15 protein-coding genes and 4 pseudogenes are annotated in these 19737 nt (G+C 59.9%); 14 read left to right on the top strand and 5 right to left on the bottom strand.

Features of this window, described 5'->3' with window-relative positions; genetic code table 11:
- The first annotated feature begins 672 nt into the window (after positions 1–672).
- Entirely contained in the window at positions 673–2211 is a 1539-nt protein-coding gene (locus tag AAFG50_RS37140; RefSeq protein ID WP_014498039.1) for a DUF1521 domain-containing protein, read from the top strand.
- A gap of 714 nt (positions 2212–2925) precedes the next feature.
- Here AAFG50_RS37140 and AAFG50_RS37135 read toward each other — a convergent pair.
- Both AAFG50_RS37135 and AAFG50_RS37130 read right to left on the bottom strand, forming a co-directional pair.
- The gene (locus AAFG50_RS37135) at positions 2926–3129 is read right to left on the bottom strand and encodes a hypothetical protein (protein WP_011084467.1); all 204 of its coding nucleotides are present in this window, start codon (positions 3127–3129) and stop codon (positions 2926–2928) included.
- Positions 3130–3757: 628 nt separating this feature from the next.
- A pseudogene (locus tag AAFG50_RS37130) lies at positions 3758–3979 on the bottom strand (hypothetical protein); the annotation flags it as partial.
- A gap of 419 nt (positions 3980–4398) precedes the next feature.
- Between AAFG50_RS37130 and AAFG50_RS37125 the strand changes: the two are divergent.
- The 5 genes and pseudogenes from AAFG50_RS37125 (at position 4399) to AAFG50_RS37105 (ending at position 8205) form a co-directional block, all read left to right on the top strand.
- Positions 4399–5205 (top strand): annotated as a pseudogene (locus AAFG50_RS37125) (IS6 family transposase).
- A 288-nt stretch (positions 5206–5493) separates the two neighbouring features.
- Positions 5494–6300 carry a hypothetical protein gene (locus AAFG50_RS37120; RefSeq protein WP_011084471.1) on the top strand — a complete coding sequence of 269 codons (807 nt, stop codon included), beginning with the start codon at positions 5494–5496 and terminating at the stop codon, positions 6298–6300.
- 78 nt (positions 6301–6378) lie between these two features.
- A pseudogene (locus AAFG50_RS37115) lies at positions 6379–6557 on the top strand (IS21 family transposase); the annotation flags it as partial.
- A gap of 66 nt (positions 6558–6623) precedes the next feature.
- Complete coding sequence (locus tag AAFG50_RS37110; RefSeq protein ID WP_011084472.1) at positions 6624–7619, top strand: IS110 family transposase; 996 nt, start codon at positions 6624–6626, stop codon at positions 7617–7619.
- Positions 7620–8004: 385 nt separating this feature from the next.
- Positions 8005–8205 carry a hypothetical protein gene (locus tag AAFG50_RS37105; protein ID WP_035668701.1) on the top strand — a complete coding sequence of 67 codons (201 nt, stop codon included), beginning with the start codon at positions 8005–8007 and terminating at the stop codon, positions 8203–8205.
- Between the two features lie 59 nt (positions 8206–8264).
- Here the strand turns inward: AAFG50_RS37105 and AAFG50_RS37100 are convergent, their stop codons facing one another.
- Positions 8265–8462, bottom strand: a complete 198-nt coding sequence (locus AAFG50_RS37100) for a hypothetical protein (protein WP_018648883.1) — start codon at positions 8460–8462, stop codon at positions 8265–8267.
- 262 nt (positions 8463–8724) lie between these two features.
- Here AAFG50_RS37100 and AAFG50_RS37095 point away from each other — a divergent pair, with 262 nt between their 5' ends.
- Complete coding sequence (locus tag AAFG50_RS37095) at positions 8725–9390, top strand: hypothetical protein (protein ID WP_028176059.1); 666 nt, start codon at positions 8725–8727, stop codon at positions 9388–9390.
- On the top strand, positions 9390–10142 hold the full coding sequence (locus AAFG50_RS37090) for a hypothetical protein (protein ID WP_020608182.1): 753 nt from the start codon (positions 9390–9392) through the stop codon (positions 10140–10142). The genes AAFG50_RS37095 and AAFG50_RS37090 overlap by 1 nt, the downstream gene beginning before the upstream one ends.
- Positions 10143–10543: 401 nt before the next feature.
- Here the strand turns inward: AAFG50_RS37090 and AAFG50_RS37085 are convergent, their stop codons facing one another.
- The gene (locus AAFG50_RS37085) at positions 10544–10990 is read right to left on the bottom strand and encodes a hypothetical protein (protein WP_018648886.1); all 447 of its coding nucleotides are present in this window, start codon (positions 10988–10990) and stop codon (positions 10544–10546) included.
- A gap of 103 nt (positions 10991–11093) precedes the next feature.
- On the opposite strand from AAFG50_RS37085, the pseudogene AAFG50_RS37080 reads away from it, so the two are divergent.
- The 6 genes and pseudogenes from AAFG50_RS37080 to AAFG50_RS37055 form a co-directional block, all read left to right on the top strand.
- A pseudogene (locus tag AAFG50_RS37080) lies at positions 11094–11701 on the top strand (IS5-like element ISBj2 family transposase); the annotation flags it as partial.
- Between the two features lie 426 nt (positions 11702–12127).
- Positions 12128–12955: a Wadjet anti-phage system protein JetA family protein gene (locus AAFG50_RS37075; RefSeq protein WP_011084477.1), complete on the top strand. Its 828-nt coding sequence runs from the start codon at positions 12128–12130 to the stop codon at positions 12953–12955.
- Positions 12879–13544, top strand: a complete 666-nt coding sequence (locus tag AAFG50_RS37070) for a Wadjet anti-phage system protein JetA family protein (RefSeq protein ID WP_026312801.1) — start codon at positions 12879–12881, stop codon at positions 13542–13544. Before AAFG50_RS37075 ends, AAFG50_RS37070 begins: the two co-directional genes overlap by 77 nt.
- On the top strand, positions 13534–14175 hold the full coding sequence (locus AAFG50_RS37065; RefSeq protein ID WP_011084479.1) for a DUF4194 domain-containing protein: 642 nt from the start codon (positions 13534–13536) through the stop codon (positions 14173–14175). The genes AAFG50_RS37070 and AAFG50_RS37065 overlap by 11 nt, the downstream gene beginning before the upstream one ends.
- Positions 14172–17672 (top strand): SbcC/MukB-like Walker B domain-containing protein, encoded by a 3501-nt coding sequence (locus tag AAFG50_RS37060; protein ID WP_018647893.1) that lies wholly within the window; start codon positions 14172–14174, stop codon positions 17670–17672. The genes AAFG50_RS37065 and AAFG50_RS37060 overlap by 4 nt, the downstream gene beginning before the upstream one ends.
- Positions 17669–18874 (top strand): Wadjet anti-phage system protein JetD domain-containing protein, encoded by a 1206-nt coding sequence (locus AAFG50_RS37055; protein ID WP_018647894.1) that lies wholly within the window; start codon positions 17669–17671, stop codon positions 18872–18874. Before AAFG50_RS37060 ends, AAFG50_RS37055 begins: the two co-directional genes overlap by 4 nt.
- Here the strand turns inward: AAFG50_RS37055 and AAFG50_RS37050 are convergent.
- On the bottom strand, positions 18861–19736 hold the full coding sequence (locus tag AAFG50_RS37050; protein ID WP_011084482.1) for an ImmA/IrrE family metallo-endopeptidase: 876 nt from the start codon (positions 19734–19736) through the stop codon (positions 18861–18863). The two genes, AAFG50_RS37055 and AAFG50_RS37050, sit on opposite strands and share 14 nt — an antisense overlap.
- Position 19737 lies beyond the last annotated feature (1 nt).

The raw sequence follows: 19737 nt of genomic DNA, 5'->3' as shown, positions 1-19737 counted from the left end.
GCTGATGCTGTAGAGGCTGTTGGTGTGATCGCCCGTATCCCCACAGATCGCGTCCGGAATCTTCGGATCGCCGCTGGCGGCAATAGCGGCGTGGCCGGAGCGGTTGGAATGCTGCTTCCCAGATCCGCTGGAGTGACTGGCGGAATTGCGGCGACCGCGTCACTTATCGACAGAATGATATGCCTCTCGGTCCCGATGATTGTTGCATCAAGAGCAAGCGGCGTGAATCTCGCATGCAACAGGACCGATCGGCGCAGCCGACATCGGACAGTCGATCGATGTTAACGAAGCGACGTATCACATGTGATCGGCGGGCGTCGATAGTTGCCTGAGATGGTCCGTCGTGACGGCCGGCCGCCGCGAGCAACCATGCGATCCGCACCCCTCGGATGCTACGAGGGTTGCGATGCTCAGTCGGTGGTTCATTGTCGTCAGCTTTTCGACAGGTGCTGCAGGTAGAGTCCCTGCGAGTTCGATGGGCGCGATATGCTCGCGCCGAGCCGCTGCGAAGGTGATGAGAGAGGGGGCTCATCGAGGCTGCCGGGGCTGGTGGCGAGAGGCATTCATTCGCTCACCATCGGGCCAAGGGTGCGGCCTGAAATGCTTCCTGTTGATGCGCGCATAACGCTCGCAGTTTTACCGCTTTCTTCGATGCAATCAGGAGTGAACTAAATGGCGTATCTTCCCGTGGCCGGTCTCCCCGTGGTCGGCGCACTCGATTCGACGGTGAATGGGGTGGGGTCAGAGGGGGTGGTTGCCAGCCCAGCTTTCAGCACACTGTTGGGACAGTATGTCACGCCGGGTGCCTACCAGTACCTGCCGGCAGGCGCTGCCGTCGTTGTCGCTCCGGTGGTCGTTCCTGCAGGTGGCGTCACAACCGCTGTCGTGGCTCCGGCGGTCGTCACTCCAGTCGTGGCTGCTCCCGTGTACATGATGGCTCCGCCTCCTCCTTTCATGCTGTTGAGCCAGCAAAGTTCGGGTTCGGAGCCTTCCGTCGATCCGGTATGGACGCATGAGGTCAAGGATGGCAAGGCCACGATCAACCTCGGCGACAAATATACGATCACAGCCAATGAGAAGGATGGCACCTGGACCGTCCGCAACAACCAGACCGGCCATGTCACGAAGATCCATGGCGATCCCCATGTTGACGCTAACGGGGACGGCAAGGATGACTTCGACTTCAAGAAAGATATGACCTTCCAGCTCGACGATGGGACCAAGATTACCGTCAATAATGTCGACTACGGTAATGGTGAGACCATCTCCTCAAGGCTGACCATTACGAACGGCCACAACGCGATGGTTGTGGAGGGGCTCGGCGACGACAAGGATGGCAAAAACAATCTGAGGGTGACTCAGTCCAACGCTGGCATGACTCTTGATGAGCTGACACCCGATGGTGCCCAGACGATCCATGAGAGCGGCCAAGGCTGGGTCGATGGCGCCGGCGGCGTGGTGAATCAGGCGAGTATCGATGCCGGCGAACAGGGTCGCGCGCCGGGCAACTACCAGTCTGCAAGCGCAACGCCTGCCAGTGCAACACCCGTGTTCTTCGTTCCTCCTCCACCGCCGCCTCTTGCGATGGTTCCGTTTGCCGTCGCTCAGACGCCAGCGCCGTCATCTCAGCCAGCGCCAGTGTGGTCGCACGAGGTCAAGGACGGCAAGGCGACGATCAACCTTGGTGATAAGTATACGATCACGGCCGATGAGAAGGACGGCACCTGGACCGTTAGGAACAACCAGACCGGCCATGTCTCGAGGATCCACGGCGATCCTCACGTCGATGCTAATGGCGACGGCAAGGACGATTTCGACTTCAAGAAAGGTATGACCTTCCAGCTCGACGACGGCACGAAGATTACGGTGGACACGGTCGATTATGGCAAGGGAAAAACCATCTCCTCGAAGCTCACCATCACCAACGGCGACAATGCCATGGTTGTGGAGGGACTCGGCGACGACAAGGATGGGAAAAACAATCTGAAGGTCACGCAGTCTAATGCTGGGCGAACGCTTGATCAGCTGACGTCCGATGGAGCTCAGACAATCCATGAGACAAATCAGGGGTGGGTTGACAACTCCGGACGCAAGGTGACGCAGTCGGTGATCAACCACAATGAGAACCCGGATGCGCCGCCGGATTTCAAGACGATGATGCGCGAGGCCATGTTCCGGCGCATTTTCGGTCGCGATGCACAGCCGGCATGAGGCCTGATCCCGGGGATGTCGGAAACTCGTGGAAGCGGGCGCTAGCGCCCGCCTTTCATTTTCGCCAAACGGCCGCGAGAAGGGCAGCTTGGCGATCTATCGATTTAGGATCGACGGTAACAGCCAGATTGTCTTGGCAATCGCAGCCTTGGCGCCGACAAACGGGCGGAGGGCCTCCAGGCCCGGCTACCCGGCTAGAATTGCTGCGGCGCGTTGCCGGCGATGGAGGCGCTGCACGGGAACGGTGCTCTCAGGTCTGTCTGCACGTCAACGTCCTGCAGATGCAGGCGTCGCAGCGAAAATCCCGGCCAAGATCGTAGATTGGATTGGGGACGGCCTCGGCGGCGCGATCTACCCTCGGCTCAAAAGCATAAGCCACTGTTTCGCGTTGAGCCCTGCCTGTCTTTAGCCTACGAAGCCGGGCGTGAACCCTTGCGCTCCCAGAACATCCATCATCCTCTCACGAAGCCGGAGGCGCCATGGCTTTGAGCATCACCATTTCCGTCAAAGTCTGCTGTTGGGGACGCCAAAGGGACGTCGCAGCAGCCCGCTGCCAAAAAGATCCAGGTGCATTCGGATTCGCGGAGCAGTTCGCAGCGGACCTGAAAGATCATAGAATGCGCATCTAACTGCTGGCGTGTGCCAAGTCTCACTTGGCACGTCTTCGATTCAATCACCAGGCGGCCGTATCGCTATCTGGCGCCGACCATCGGCTCATCCATCATCAAGCTCGCTCATGGCCTCATCCATATCCGACTGCGAATCGCTTATGACTTGCGTCGCGACGGAAACGAGAGCCTTTTCGAATGCTCGGCGCAGTAGCGCTGCACGCGTGTCATCGCCGCCGTTCTCGGCGGTGTCGGAGGGGGCGCCAACCTGCGACGCTGTTGCATTGATATCGGCTGCGTCTGCGTTCATGTCGTAACACCCGGATAGCGGCGTCGCCTAGATGACCTATCCTCTTCATGCTAGCAGGAGCAGCTTGCGAAAAGCTGACTAAGATCGAGCTTCCTTGGCGGCTTCATCCATGATCGAGAAGGATCATGAGCACGCGCCAGCGGAAGTGATGACATTCAAAGCGGCGCGCGATGCTGCTGTCGAGCTGGCTGCACGCAAGCGGGCCAATCTCGTCAAGGTGCTGCCTTAAAGCATTGCGGACTCAGGGCTTTACCTCCGACGGTTCAATCACGAAGTAGCATGTACCGGGGCGAAGGCCGCATACGTTATCGCAGGTGCACGGGCCGCCATCACATTCGTCTCCTTTTCCGCCAGTTAGCAATTCGTGGAACAGAAACGCGCCCTCTGCAAATTCCTTTGCGTTGCCTTGGCGAACTCCTCGGATACCGTTTTTCGATTGAGCGATTGCTTTCGTATACAGATGAAGTTTCGGGCAGTTCGCAGCAATGCCGAACGCCGCGCCCTGCAGAAATGCAACGCTTCGGCCATCGGCGTGCGCTGATGATGAGCACGGCCGTTGTTGGCGATTTGAACAACATCAGACCTCTTGTCCCCATAACACCATACCGATTGCGGCGCTAAAGCATCGCTACCCTGCTGTTGGCTGATCTTCCTTATCCGCGCCGCGCATCACGATCTTCAGCGCATCATCCGGCAACGGCCGCTGCAGTGCCTTTGCTTCATCCCGCGGCGCGCGCATCCATACGTCGCGCTCCTCATCGGTCGTCAGGAAGCCATAAACGAGGTGAGGGCCGGGGGCCGGCTTGGACTTGGTGCCCCGGTCGCCCTTGAACCCGGTCCAGATGCCCGCGATCAGATGGGCATGGCGGCTACCGGCCGGTTGTACACGCCGCTCGCGGGAGAGATCGACAGGCGCGCAGCCAGCCAAGGAGCAAGGTTGTGTTCCAGCCAGCCATGGCAATCGCTGATGAGCGATCCTCATCAGTGGTCGCGTTGTCGACCGTGGTGAGGCATCCGGGCGAAACTTTGCGCCGCAATGCTGCTCGAAGAACAGGGAGTCGTCCAGAAACCTGACGGCGTTTGCCAATGAGGTTGGTGAGCGTGATTTTGGTTTGATGAGCGCTCATCCATGCGAATAAGTTGCTGAGAAACACGATGCCAGCAGGTCGGACAAAGCCGAGATTGCCGAAATCGTTGATGACCTCCGGCGGCCAGCCGTTGACGGCGTGCGCCGCAAGATCGGCCGCAACCTTCGACAGGGACAGTCCATTGAACGGTACCGTCAAATTAACGAATTGGAGCGGCGGAGGGGTAGACGACCGGCAGACCGCCCGGGACCCTCTTTATCGCCGCCATCGCACCGGAAGTGATCAGTTATCCCGTTTGGTTATATTTCCGGCTTCCCTTAAGCTTGCGGATGGTCGAGGAAATGCTGGCGGCGCGTGGCATTGGCGTGACCTATGAAACCGTGCGCCAGTGGGGACGGAAATTCGGCAAGCCGTTCTCCGATCGGATCCGCCAGCGCACTCCCCCTCGCGGTGACAAATGGCATCTGGACGAAGTCGTTATCTCGATCGCGGGCGAACAACATTGGCTCTGGCGCGCTGTCGACCAGAGTGGCTTCGTTCCTGACGTCTTGATCCAGCGCCGAAGAAACTCGCGCGTTGCGCAGCGGCTCATGAAGAAGCTCTTGAAATCCGCCGGCACGCCGCCGCGCGTTATGATCACGGATAAGCGCGTTCGTACGGCGCTGCGAGGGCGAAGATGGGCTTACACGTCGAACATCGCCAGCACAAAGCTCTCAACAATCGGGCCGAGAATTCTCATCAGCCGACGCGGCGACGCGAGCGGATCATGACGCGCTTCAAATCGTCCCGTCAGGCTCAACGGTTTCTGTCCGTTCACGATCAGGTCGCGAACCTTTTCCACATCCCCTATCCCGGAGCCGCCACCGCCGACTTCCGTCGTGCTTCGCGCGAGCGAGCCTTTGCGACTTGGCGCGAGATCTCCATGACAAGCGCTATCGCCGACTCTCGACCTCTGAGAATCGCCTCCTTCGGCTCGGCGGTCGATTAAGTTGACGATGCCCCCTGATGAGCCAGAGCCTCCCTTCTCGAAAAGCCTGATCAGTCTCAAATTGTCTGACGACGGACAATCGTTGCCACTGTCTCAGCCAGGCTGCTGTCATCCGAAAGACGGCAAATCCGGGCGCGGGTCCACCCTTCTTCCCGAGCTCGTCAGCTTCTCGAAAGCCAACCTTCCTAGCATTCAAGCCCGGTCTCTAGATGCCGATGCCGCCCATGCTGAACTAGGGGGCCCGCTAGTGGATCTGCAGGAGATTTTGTTATCAGGAAGGAGAGCTTTATGGATTCCAATCGGATAAGCGGTGCCGGCGCGCAAGGGTCTCCAACGGGTTACGTCCGGACACAGGAGGATCATGATCTATTTAGGCAGGCCGCGAATGAAGCCCGGTCATTATCATCTGCCGGGCCTGTGTCGGCACAGACGCCGATTTGGCGTTCGAGCGCTCCATACGGAAGCTTTTCACGCGATGGCTACTCTTGGAACAACGACGTATGGGGCCCGCACCCTGGGCCTCAGACGATTTCGGTGAGTGCAGCCAACCGGTGGAGCGTGTGGTCGAACCAGCCCAATACTCCTGGCATCAAGAGCTATCCGCACGTGGCTTTCAATATCGGGAAACCGCTCAGCTCAATCAACACTCTGAGCTCGAGCTTCAATCAGGAAGTTCCCACTGGCGGCGCCTGGGATGTCGCCTACGATATCTGGGACAGCTCAGACCGACATGAGATAATGCTCTGGACAAACTACACCGGAAACTCGGACGGGAGCGGCAACGTTAAGCCCATTTCATATCATTATGCCCCTTCCGGTGCGGCGATTCCGGTCTACAGCAATGTCAATGTAGGCGGGGCGACTTGGAACGTGTTTGAAGGCGAAGGCTCCGATGGTCACAAGGTCATCTCATTGCTGCGCACTTCGAAGACCAACAGCGGGACAGTGGACATCAAGAGTATCCTGCAGTGGATCAAGTCGAAGGGGTACTTTGGCGACATAAACGTCGGTAGCGTCCAATACGGCGTCGAGATTACCTCGTCCCCGGGGGGAAAGAACTTCAATTTCAACAACTGGTCCGTGACTTCGAAGTGAAGTCCGCGCGGGCGGTAAGGTGAGCTGCACTATGCCAATGAGCCACGCTGACTGACGGCCTTGGCTTGCCGCTCACATCCCGACCGCCACGATCCCGGCCTCAACCGAACCTATGCCGAGATGGCAAGCCATTACGGCACGGCCATCTCGCAGCCCGGCCGCGGCGCCCAAAAGATAAGGCAAAGGTCGAAGTTGCGGTGCAAGTCGCGCAGCGATGGATTTTGGCGCGGCTGCGCAACCAACGCTTCTTTTCGTTGGCGTGACCTGCCACTGAGCATTTCCTCCAGAAGGATTCAGAGTCCGCCCCGAAGAAGGACGGACAGATGAAGCGAGCAAGGTTCACGGAAGAGCAGATTATCGCAGTGTCGAAGGCGCATGAGGCCGGGGCGAAGACGGCCGACCTAGCTCGCAAGCACGGGGTCTCCGAAGCGACGATCTACAATTGGAAGGCCAGCTCGCAATGGTTGGCACGCAAGATCGCCGCGATGGGGCATACCGTCCGCATTATTCCGGCTCAATTCGTCAAGCCTTATGTAAAGTCCAACAAAAGTGACATCATCGATGCCGCAGCGATCGCGGAAGCAGTGACGCGACCAACAATGCGCTTCGTCGAAATACGGTCGCCCGAACACATTGACCTGCAAGCGCTGCATCGTGTTCGCGATAGGATGATTTCGCAACGGACGTGCCTCATAAATCAGATGCGCGCTTTTTGCCTTGAATATGGGATCGCTATTCACCAGGGCGCCGGCAAGTTCAAGGCAGATCTGCCGAGGGTTTTGGCAGATGAATCGAATGATCTAACGTCGGCCATGCGTCGCATTCTTGCATCTACATTCGACGAGCTGCGGCAGCTGGAGCTGCGGATTGCTGAAGTCAACCGCGAGATTGAGGCGATTGCCTCTCAAAGCGATACTGCACGTCGATTAATGACTATCCCGGGCATTGGGCCACTCGCGGCGACAGCGCTTTTGGCAGCAGCTGGATCTGCCCCACAGTTCAAAAAGGCCCGCGATATGGCAGCTTGGCTGGGTCTTGTTCCTAGAGAATACTCTACGGGAGGCAAAACGAAGCTCCTGGGGATAAGCAAGCGCGGCAACCGATATCTGCGCCGGATGATCATCCACGGCGCCCGCTCCTGCGTGACACATCTTGATCGCTCGCGATATCACCTTGGCGCCTGGCTTGATGGACTTCAGGCACGCATGCACACTAACAAGGTCACCGTCGCCTTGGCGGCAAAGATTGCGCGGATCGCATGGGTAGTGATGACTAAGCCCGGCGCAAGCTACGAACGGCGGGATCCGGCCTTTAGCTGATCCCGTTTGTTCCAGACTGCGACCCTACCGTACGGTCTGGGAGTAAAAGGGGTGCAAAAAAGGATTTCAATATCAACTAGATGTACAATCGAATCGGTCTTGAAGCGGAAGTCGGGTCATCGAGTCGTTCTTAAAGTCGCAATCGAGTCGTTCTCAAAACGCGAGCTCCAGGAATATCAACGGGATAGCCGAGTCGTTTTCAAAGTGGCCTCACACAAATATGTGCGAACACTTTGAAAACGACTCGATTTCGTTTTCGAATCGACTCGATCTCAGAACTCCCTGATCAGCCTGCCGAATGGGGTCCGAAAAAGTGAGGGGGTCTAATCAGCTTCGTCGCGTCTGCAACGCCTGCACCTCCCATCCAATCGCCATCGAGGACGACATGAAGCAGCCAGCATCGACGTTCGTGTTCCATGAACAGGAAGTCGCCGGCGTCGCGTTTCGCGCCATGGTCGAGACCGGACGCGTGGTGCTGCAGATGCAGAACTCGAGCGGTCGCGAGTCCAGTGTTGACCTCATCGCGAGGCATTCGCCCTGCCGTGTCTCTGCTACGCCGAAGATGGCTGGCAGCGTCGCGGCATGATTTCAGGCCCGCGGGGCTGGGCCGTTTGTCACGACACCGCGCGCGAGCCACGTATGTTTCTAGGATACCTTCACTCCGACGACGTGCGCCTTCTGAACCACGAATTCGGCCTCCATCGAAGGAACTTCCTTGGTCATCAACTTCAGTTCAAGGATTCGATAGCTGGCCGGGCGCTGAAGCAGATCATGCTGCATGATCCGGTTCGCGCGGCCCTTTTCCGCAAGGCCGACGCGTCGCTGGATAACTGGGCCGAGCAAGTCGCTTCCGAAAAGCCGGCGTGCCCCACACGACTGGCGATCCAAAGACGCGAGCTTACTCGACTCGGGAAGCGTCCGAGGGAGGGTGTTTCCTCCCTTCGGCCATCACCTTATCCGTTGACCGTCGGCTACTTTTCTGACTCAATCAAGCCGTTTATGGACCGGTCTTAACAACCTGGGGGGCGGCATGGATTCGATCCTTCGCGTTCTGATGCCCTTCTTCGGGCCGAAGAACTATTCTGAGATGCTCTAGAAGAACGCTTTGGCGGATTTCTGGCTGACCTTAGCCTGCTCGTTCCTGGTGAGGTACGATCCTTGGATTAACGGTCTTTTCTTGCGAGTTGAGCATCTGCCCGGCGTCAAGGAATTCGCCACGGCTATTAAAGCTCCTGAGGTGAACGTGGGCGGCTTCGCGCTTGCTTTGCTGGTGCTCATCTTCAGCAGGGTCACCCGATTCCATGATCGGATTTCGGACATATTTAAGATCAGGGCGAGGTTCGACCGCGCTAACATCCTTCTCCCTCTGGCTGTCATGTCGGGTGCGCAGATGTCGGCCCGTCAGGTGGCAAATCTCAAACGCGACCGCCATCCCCTCGTGAGAGCGACGTTCTACAAATACGCGTCCAGCCGAAGCGAACATCCGCTCGTCGACAAGCACGACATCGAAAGCGCATTGGAGGCTTGGCACATATTGGGTTGCCTTGGAGTGGCTCTTCATACTCACAGGCTTCGCGGTCTTATCCGCCTTCGCCAGGGCAGCTTGGTTTCTGATCATTTTTTGGACCGCCTCGATGGCCGCGCGCTTCTATTTATACATCTTCGGTATGGATTGCTGGAACGAAGGGCGGATCCCCAGATCCAACAGATAGCCGGGAATGCCGAGGCAAGTGCAGGCAACCGCCAAGCATTCACAGAGGCGGCCATCTGATGTGGTACAAGATCGGGAAGGATATCATCGTCCGGAGCGAAAACGCAGCCAAGCCGGAAACACAGAGTTCGGCCTATCTTAAGAAGCTGATCTCGCGTCTCGAGCCAATTCATTCCAGCTTCGACTTTGGCTGCGGCAAACTGCGTTACGAACGGGCAATAGCCAAAACCACCGGCGAACTTGCGTTGGTGGATTCGGAAGTGCAGCTTTCAAGGGGTCAAATGATCCGCGGTCGTTCGACCACCATCCGCGATTACGTCGGCAAATCAAATCACGTCCACGCCCTCACCGTGGGTCAGTTTGCCTCCCATGACCGGAGATACGACCGCGGCTTCTGCATAAACGTTCTTTCTGTGATCCCATCGGCAAGCGTGAGACTTGGCATCGTTCAACTGATGAGAGCTAAGCTAAAGCCAAACGGCACTTGCTTGTTTGTGACGCTCTATCGCAATTCTGATTTTACAAGGATGCAGAATCTCCCGAATTGTCAACCATACGGCAACGGCTTCCTCATGGACTCGCTTAGGGGCCATTCCTTCTACGGCCTCATCCCGCCGGACGATCTCGCCGGATTGGTTAAGCGTGCAGGCTTCTCGGTCGAGTCGATCGTGCTGGATGAAGGCTCCGCATACCTGTGGGCCCGAACTCCGGACGGGCGACCTGGACCGATCAATTTCGAAATCCGTGAAACTGCGGAGAACTTTCAGATTCGATCTCAGCCAAGCGTGAGCAACCGCAGCTCGGCAAGGTAGACCAGGCCGGCAGAGACGGCGCTTGGATCCTGAGCAGCAGCCGCGGGGGCTCAAGTCACATCGACGACCTGTCCCGCTTAGGTTCGTCTGCTTCCGATAGTCGGCGATCTGCTGTCTGTAGTGGCCGATGCTCGGCGCATCCGGAGCCACGTCGCTCTTCCAATCGACGACCGCGTCGATGGCGCCGGCCTCGTCGAACGCGATCGCGTCAACCTGTCCGGAGAGCAGGACCTTGCCGCCTTCGTGAGTCTGGCTTCCGAACAACGGGAGCTCGGGGGCGAGACGCGGTCGCGGCGTCACGACGTCCGGAAGAGCGAGCGTCCGCAGCACCGTGGCGGTCAGTTCGACGGCGCTGATGCCCATCTTCGGATCCTCCGCCGGTTCGTGCCCCATCTGCCGGATCAGTTCCGCAGCCCGCGTTTCAAGCCCGCCCTGGCGTCGCAGGCTTCTCCGGTCAGCACCTCCTCGATTAGCTTGTGAAGGATGGTGCCACGCGTCGAACTTCTGAGAACGGCAGCAGGCTCCGCAGCGCCGGTTTCCGGAATTTCCCCGCTTTCGATCTTCGCTTCTGGCTCGTCCACCTGATCAAGTTCGCTCCGGCTCGGGCGACGCCAGATCACGGTCTTGCGCACATCGAAGATAGCGGTCGCCTCGGCGGCGAAGGTCTCGCGGGTCTGCCCGTTCTCTAGCGGCGTGACGTTCCTTTCCTTCGCGGTGCCGACGTCGTTCGGGTTGATCGCCGGGAGACCAGCCAGGCCCAAATCGACGAGCTTCGCCCAGCACTTGTCCGACAGGTCGGCGGAGTGCCTAGGCAGGATCAGCAGGTCGCGCGCCCGGGTCGCGGCCACGTACCAGAGGCGTACGCGCTCGCGCCGCTGCTGCTGCCGCGGTGACGGTGTTGCCCCACGGATTGGCCGAGGAGACAATCACGGATTGAGCAGTTGCGGAGGCTGTCCACGTGAATACGGCCCTTACACGACGATCTACAATCGCTTCAATCGCTGGGCCAAGCGAGGACGATGGTGCGCAATCTTCGAAGCGCTGGCCAAGCCTGGCGAAGACGGCGTCGTACTGTCGCTCGACTCGACCTCGATTAAAGCTCACCGGTGTGCCTCCGGCGGAAAAGGGGGGAGCACAATCAAGCAATCGGCCGCTCGCGCGGAGGCCGCACGACAAAAATCCATGCGCTGAGCGATCCGCTCTGCCGGCCGGTCGTCCTGCATCTGACTCCAGGCCAGGATGCCGATATCGCTGCGGCTCCCGATGTCCTGGCGCTCGCGCCACCCATGAGCGTGCTCCTCGCCGACAAAGGGTATGATGGCGACAAGCTTCGCGGCGCAATCATTCGTCGTGGCGCCAAGCCCGTAATCCCCAATAAATCTAACCGTGTCGTCATCCATCGCTTCAACAAACGCGCCTACAAAGGACGAAATGTCATCGAACGCTGCTTTTGCAGGCTCAAGGACTTCCGGCGCATCGCCACGCGATATGACAAGCTCGCCCGTAATTTTTTGGCCGCTGTTCATCTCGCCGCTCTCGTCGCATATTGGCTCAATTGAGTCTGAACCCTAGTTCTCCCGCTGCCTACGATGTGAGAAGGTCGAACGGAGAGTATGGCGCAACGGTCAGAGACGGGATCGGGAAAACCAGATTATGGACACGCGCCTCGAGCGCGCATCACTGAATTGGACCCGCTCCGCGAACTCCCATACAGGCCGGCGGCATGTAACGGCCGCTTCAGAGGCCGGACACATGTCAGCACCCGATCGCGCGCTCCAGACTCATTCGAAAAGATTCTTCTTGCATCAACGGGGGAGGTTAAACCGGTCGTGGTCGAGGAGCATGCGGCCGGCTAGGATGTCATGGACCGGGCGGCCCGGAGTCTCCTCGTGGAGGAAAACGAACAGAACGCTCTGAAAATCCTCAGTTTTTCCTTGCGGTTGCGCAGTCGCCGCGGTTCAATCCGCGAGCCGAGGGCTGCTTAGATGAAGCTGTTTGGTTATCTTCCGGAGACCCTTTTCAAGCCCTTGTCCGGGCCGAAGAAGCACGTCTATTCGCGCCTGCTAATGCGCCTTTATGAGCGGGTCTATTCCGCGCGCATTCTCGAGACGCCGCTTAGGGAAGAGATCGTTAAGCAGATCGAGATCGGGCTCTCCGAGTTCGGCATCGGATCGATGGGCGACCTCTCGGAAGGCGATCCTGAAGAGGATCAGACCACAAGCCAAGCCCATTACCTAGCCTATTATCGATTGCGCGATACCGGTTGGCTCACGGAGGAAACCGAAAAATGGCGAACCTACGTGGACATGAACCCGGACGCGTTCATGGTCCTCGGGGCGATCTCCGACTTCGGCAACAGCCGCGTCCGCGTCGCAGGCGCGGTGGTCGACGTCAAGAACAACCTGGAGGCCGCGCACCGTGAACCGGAAACGATGGCCCAAGGCTTGGCCAATGCACACGACACGGCATTGCGGTTTGCCCGCAGCATGCGTCGCATCTTGGCCGGAATGCGCGAGATCGAGGACCGCATTTTGGGGAATCCGAACGCGGCGGCCATCCTCCGTACGTTCTTCCAGGACTTCGTCGACGGCCTCCTGATAGCCGACTACAAGCAGCTCAAGACGTCCAACAATCCGTACCGTCATCGCCGCACGATCGCGACGCTCGCCGGCGACATGCTCGCGGATGCCAATCAGCTTGGCAAAATCGCGCGCGCCTTACATCGAGCAGGGTGTCATGGGCGCAGGCTCCACGGTTGCCACGGCAGAGGAACGCGTCGTCGCCGAGCTCGAGAAGATCAAGAGCGTCTTTGAGGACGTCGGCCCCTTCATGGACAAGATCGAAGATTTCCGCGACCGTCTCGAACGCCGCATCCGCACCACCGTCCACTACATGGACGTCATGGGAGAGGGATCCGCTGAGCGGATCGTCCGGCTGATCGAGCAACTCTCGAAGATCGGGCGCGATGAAGTGGAGATCCGTCTTGGGTCGCCGGATGTGGGCCTGCCGATCACATCGCTTGCGCTGTACACGCCACCGCCTCCGAAGGCACCACCGGAGCGGACGCGCTTCAAGGTGCCGAAGCAGGATCCATATCTGCGCGCCTATGTCGAGGCCACGACCGAATTCGACCGGATGGTGCGCGTGTCCGACCAGAGGCTGCTCGAGTTCGCCCGGCGGCAGATGCAGGGCCGCGATGCCGTGTCGTCCGCGGAGATCGAGATCGAGAGCATTCCGGACCTCTTCGCCTACCGGGCGCTCCCGAACCTGGCTGCGGTCGGCCGCTCTGTGCGACTTGGCGAATTCACGATCAGGCTCGACGAGGGGCGCTCCGCCAACGACTGGATCGACGTGACCGCCTTCCGGATCGAAAGAACGAGGACCACGGCCGATGCTGCGTGATCTTTCTAAACTCATCGACGACGCGGACTCCGAGGGACACGACGGCGACCAGTTGCAGAAGGAACTGCGGCAGGCGGCACAGTCGCTTTGGCGCGCGCAGTTCATCTATGAGAACGACTGGGGCATGAAGACCTCCTACGAAGTGCTCCGTCGCCACATGGGGTATTTCGAGAATCTGTTCGATGCGCTCGGGTACCGGGTCGTGGGCAGGCCGAACGACGGCTACGTCGGCCTGGTGGCGAACGAGCTGCCCCCTCGTCAGAGCATGAAGCTCGATGAGAGCCTTCTGCTTCTGGTGCTGCGGCTCCACTACGAAGAGGCGTTCACGCGGTTCGAGGCCAAGGAATTCGGCGAGGTTGAGGTCGAGAGCGAGCAGATCCTGCAGATCTACGAAGATCGCACGCATCGCGAGCGTCCGAATTTCGGAAGGGTGAAGGAAATCCTGGCCGGCTTCCGCCAGCGCGGCCTTGTCCGAATCGAGGATCGGGACGACAGGAACTTCACTCTGTTCCTGCGGCCCGCCCTGCCGATCGTGGTCTCCAAGGATACGCTAGGATCCCTCGAAGAGTTCGTGTCGCGCTCCATCCCGGCGACGGCAAAGACCGACGCCGCGAGCGAGGTGCAGGCGTGATCGAACTTCGTCGCATCATCCTGATCGATTGGTACTTGTTCCGGGCGCAGCAGGTCGATTTGCGCGGCATGACCGCCATCATCGGTCCGAACGGTGCGGGTAAATCGGCGATCATCGACGCCGTCCAGACAGTGCTCTCGGGCGCAAGTATGGCCAGCATCCGCTTCAATCCGAGCGCCCAGAGCAATGTCAGGAGCAAGCGGACTCTCCGCGACTACTGCCTCGGCGTTGTCTCGCTCGACGAGAAGGGCGAGCGTTCGGAGCCGACGCGACAGCATGCCTACACCTACATCATCCTGGTCTTCGAGGATCTGGCCGATGGCTCGGCGGTGAGCCTGGGCGTGGCTTTTTCGGCTTCGGCTTCGAGAAGCGACGAGTCCTGCGAGGCGCGCTTCATCGCCAAGGGCGCCATGGCAAAGGACGACATACTCGCGGCGGTCGGCGACGACGAGGTCGAGACACTGCAGTGGCACGCCGTACGCACCGCGTTGCGAGCGCGACATATCGAGGTCGACGATGCGTTCTCAAGCGCTACCGACTTCGTGGCGGAATCGCTCAGAGCTCTATCGCCGGCAGGGTTTCCGCTCGATCCACGGCGCTTCCAGAAGGCATTCCGGAACGCGCTGCTGCTGAAGCCGGTGGACAATCCTACGGATTTCGTCCGGAACTACGTCCTCGACGTTCAGCCTCTCCAGGTCGACAGACTTCGGCTCGGAATCGAACACTGGCGGTCATTGACCCGTCGCATCGAGGAGTTGAGGGCCCAGAGCGCCAGCCTAGCCGGAATCCTTCGCATCGTCGGCCGTGCCGTGGAAAACGAGAAGGTTATCGCAACCAATAGCTGGCAGATCGCGCGCCTGGAATGGGAGAAGTTCTGCCGGGAAGCCAGGCGGCAGGAAGAGGTCATCGCGCAGTTTCGGAGCGTGGCAGGTAAGGCAGAGGTCGAGGCGGCCGCGGCCGCGGCCCGACATGCCGCGCTCGAGGCCGAGCATAAGACCGTCGAGCTGTCGATCAGGACCAGCGACGCCGAACAGCTTGCCCAGATGTACGAGTCGGACAAGGCCGCAGCGCTGAGCCAGCGTGCCAACGCCATGGCGCCGCTCAAGGACATCGAAGGCCTTATCGCGTCGATCAAGAAGGCCGTCGAACTCAATCTGCTGGTTCGTCGTGACGATCTCCTGCATGCGCTGCTGAGCGCGGTCGTAGTCGCTCGGGGAAGGGCGCCACTTTCCGAATGGGACAAGACACTGCCGGGCGACTGGAAAGATAGCGCTTCGCATCTCGACGCGGCGCTGGGCGCCGTGGACCAGGAGAGACTTGCGGCGGTCCGGAAGTCGTTCTCGGACGCTCATTTCACGGCCCGCGTCGCGACCAAGGACCTTCAGGATCGCATCGACCAGATCGACAGCAATCTGAAACGGATGGACCAAGGGCTCAGCCCTATCGAGCGTGGCACCCGGAATCTGATAGATCAGCTTCGTTCGCATGGCATCGAGGCCGAGCCGCTGTGCGATCTGGTGGAAATCCGCGACGACAAATGGCGGATGGCGGCCGAGGCCGTCCTGGGGCGCTCCCGTGAGGCGCTGATCGTCGAGCCCAGTCGGGCCGTCCGAGCCCTGGAGATCTACCGGCAAGGCGGCGAATATTCGTTCCAACACGCCGAAGTCATCAACACGACGAAGACCGACGGTACGCGCCCCGCCGAGAAGGGGTCGTTGGCGCAGATCATCAGCACGGAAAACCGGCATGCCCGGGCTTTCCTCAATTATAGGCTGGGCCGGCTGATGATGGTAGAGACCATGGACAGGATGGTCGCCGCCGAGAACGCCATCACGCCTGACCGGATGATGCAAGGTGGCCGTACGGTTCGAAGGCTTCCCAAACCTGAACACCTCAAGCTCGGGCGTGCCACACAGGGGCAAATGCGTCAGCAGCTCGAGACCGAGCGAAAAGACCTCACGATGCAGCTCGCTGAGCGGGCGCGCGAGGTTGGCCTACTGGAAGAAGAAGCACGGCTGTTCGAGGACATGTTTGCCCGCTTCCAGAAGACGATCGAAGCTGGCCTGACCTGCTCCGAATGCGGAGCCGACTTGGCTGCTTTCGACCGCAAGCTCGCCGAGATCGGCAAAAACATCGAGGATGCCAAGCGGAATCGCGACCCCAAGCTCGTTGCCGATCTGGAGCGTCTCGCGGGTGAAGTGGTGACGGCGGGCCGTAGGAAATTGGAGACGCAGAAGGCCTTTGACGCCGCGAAGAGCGCGCGAGATAAGGCCGAGGGCGCGTACGATGACTACATGCAAAAGAATAGCACCACCGCGCGTGGAGCTCGACGGGACCGTGCACGTCAGATGCGTCAAGATTTCCCGCAATCGACGGCGATGCGTGACTACCGTCCGGAAGTCGCCAGAATGGCGACGGAAGCGATACCGAACCTCATCGACGGGCTGACCGCGGACAGAGAGACTCGCTCTACGACAAGGCGATCCAGCCTGATGCGCGAAATGACCAACGCGATGAACAAGCACGGTCAGGATTTCCATGTCGTGCCGTCGTTCACCGCTGAAGAGGCAACGCCGACGGCAGTAGAGCAGTGGGCGGCGACCGAAAAGGAGCGGCTCGATGGGCACGAGCTAGTCCAGTATGAGGAGCAGTGCCGGAACGCCGCGACCGAGATGACCTCGGCCTTCCGAGACGATCTCCTTCATCGGCTGGATGACGCCTTCATGGGCATTCGAAACACCCTGAAGGAGCTCAATCGCCATCTGGAAGATCGCCAGTTCCACGGGCGGGACTACTACTCGTTCAAAGCGCTCGATGCGCCAACTCATGTCGACATGATCGAGCTCGTCGAAGAATCCCGAAAGCCTGAATTCAACCTGCCGCTCTTCGGCGACCGGAGCGGGGACGCGAATTCCCCGATGATGCGCGCGGTCCGCCAGATCGAGGAGATACTGTCGAATCCAGAGGCGCGGACGGAGGATATCGAGGACCCGCGCAAGTATTTCAATTTCGAGCTCTACATCAAGGATGCCCAGGGTACGATCCGGTCGTCTCTGACGAGCCGCGCGGGCACTGGATCCGGAGGCGAAGGCCAGTTGCCGTTCTACATCGCCATCGGTGCCTCGTTGGCCGCCACATACCAGAACCGGCGAACCGGGGAGAGCGGACTGTCTCTCGCGATCTTCGACGAAGCATTTAATCGGCTGGATACGAAGGCGATCGGCCAGTGCTCGGACTTCATGCGGGCCCTGGGACTCCAAGTCGTGTTGGCCACACCCGACGAAAAGCGTCACGTGTTCATGGAAGTGGTCGACACCGTCGTAAACGTGAATCGGCTGGGCAACCAGGTGATGATCGACACCGAATTCTTGACCGAGAAGGCTCGCGACGCGATCGTTGCTATCGACCCCTACCGCAAGGGCTTCGACGTGTTCAAGTCCGAGCGGATCGCGGCCGAGAAGGCCGAGGCTATCCCGCGGGACCAGGCCGCTGAATGACCGACGTTCGGATGACAGATGCCGGCGTCGAACTGCTCGAACGGCTGCTGGAGCGGAGCGAGCGCAACCCTTATCGCTCGTGGTCAGCTTCTGCAGCTCCAGACTATGACCGGCTTTCGACCGCGCAGCAAATGAGCCGCTTCCATGATCAGATCACCGCGGCCGAAAGGTTCGGTTCTGTCGAGGTGAAATGGGGCAAGAGGGACCAGGGCCATCTGATCGAGCGCGTCGTCGTCCGCGACGCTGAGCTGCTCGCCAGGCATCTCGGCCGCCCGACTGCTCCGGCGACCGCGCAGCGCGTCAGGGACGAATTGCTTCCGGTCGCGGCGACCGGAGAACCGTGGGTCATCACCTTGTTGGACGACATGACGGCTAGGTGGGCCCGCAGCGAGGCGGCTTATCGCCTGACGGCCGGCCAAGTCGATGCAGCCAAGGAGTTCTTCAGCTTGCTGGCGTCCATCTCGCGAGAGGAGGCCAGAGGGCTGGACGCGCGCACCTTCTCTAAAAAGGCGACGAACGACACCAAGGCCTTCGATAGGCACGCTTCGCGGCTTGCCGCGGTTCTCGGTGTCCGGATCGGGCAGCCGGGCGCGGCTGCCGATGTTGTCTGGACGCACATCGGACTCGAGCGGTTCAGCCATCCCATTCATTTGAGGGGGCCTGTCGCCGTTGGGGAGGCTGACGGTCGCCTGGTCGATGGCCGGGCAAGGCCGTTCGCGTCCATTCATCCGGAGATGCTGCAGCAACTCTCGGTCTTGGAGCGTCCGACGACGATCCTAACGATCGAGAACTATGCGAGCTTCAATCGGCAAGTCCGGGAGATCGAGGACGGCAGCCTGATCGTGTATACCGGCGGCTTCCCGGCGGCTGGAGTCGTCGAATTTCTGGCAAAGGTTCTTACGGCAGTGGCGGCCGAGGTGCCGTTCCTTCATTGGGGCGACGTAGACGCCGGCGGCGTGCGAATTTTCAGGTACCTTGAGGAAAACCTGCCGCGTGGGCCGCGACCGCACCTGATGACTAAGGATCTGGCCGTGAAATCGGGCCAGCCGGCGGATGCGGATCCGAGCTTGGCCTCGATCGCAAGGTCCGACAGCGCGCTGCGCGAGTTGGCGGATTGGCTTGCGTTCGGATCGGATGTGCGCCACTTGGAGCAGGAGGCGCTGGATCCGGAGCGCCCATGGGCCGACGTCACCGCCTCATGAATCGTTCGTACGTGTCCTCAAGGGGCGTTCCTTCAGACCACGATTTTGGCTCCGCATCTGCCAGATGGAGCAACGTGTAGGCGGTGTCGTACTTCTCGCTCCGGAACGAATGCTCTTTGACGCGTTGATTGAACCACACTCCGGCAGCGTGATCGACGCCGCTCCGGACTTCCGGCGTGAACTGCTGCTGCGCGACGGCGGATCCGGCTGGAAGCTCCACAGGGCCCCGGCTTGTGCGGATGAAGTTGCCGCTCTTGAAGGCCGCGTCGCTAGACCACGCCCAATTGACGTACCCGTCGATGGAGTTGACAAATACCGCTCGCCTCTCCGTGTACCTGAGCCATCGCAGGACCGCGGCGACCAATGAAACTTCGTAGCGCGTCGCGCAGTTGCCGATCGCGTCGAAGTCTGGCTTGTCTCTCGGCGCGATCTGCTTGCGGAAATCGTCCAACGGCATCAACAGCCATGAGGCGAACTCGTTCGCCTCGCGCTCGACTTCGATCTTCGTTCGGCCATCCACATCGGCTTCGCTTGAATGGATGCCGTTCGGATATTTCTTCCTGTGGAGCAGGAAATGGCCGAATTCATGGGCGATAGTGAACCTTCGCCTTCCCGGCGACTGTCCCTTGCCGTAAGCGATGCCCCAGCGAGTTCTGGATTCGGCTGGGACGAGAGCGCCAGCGAATCCCTCGAGGTCTTCTTCTTCTACCTTCACGATAGGATCGCCGGGAAACATCTGGGCGGTCGTTTCCATGGCGAGCCGGCCGACGTCGAAGCGGTAACGGTTGGGCGGGTTGGCCAGGTTCAACATCTGGTTGAAGTGGTTCGCCCACCTCTGCAGTCCCCAGCCCTCGGAGTTCATG

The sequence above is a fragment of the Bradyrhizobium sp. B039 genome (assembly GCF_038965675.1).
Lineage (GTDB): Bacteria > Pseudomonadota > Alphaproteobacteria > Rhizobiales > Xanthobacteraceae > Bradyrhizobium > Bradyrhizobium diazoefficiens.
The sequence above is the reverse complement of the archived record's forward strand: the minus strand, read 5'-3'. Positions and strand labels throughout refer to the sequence as shown.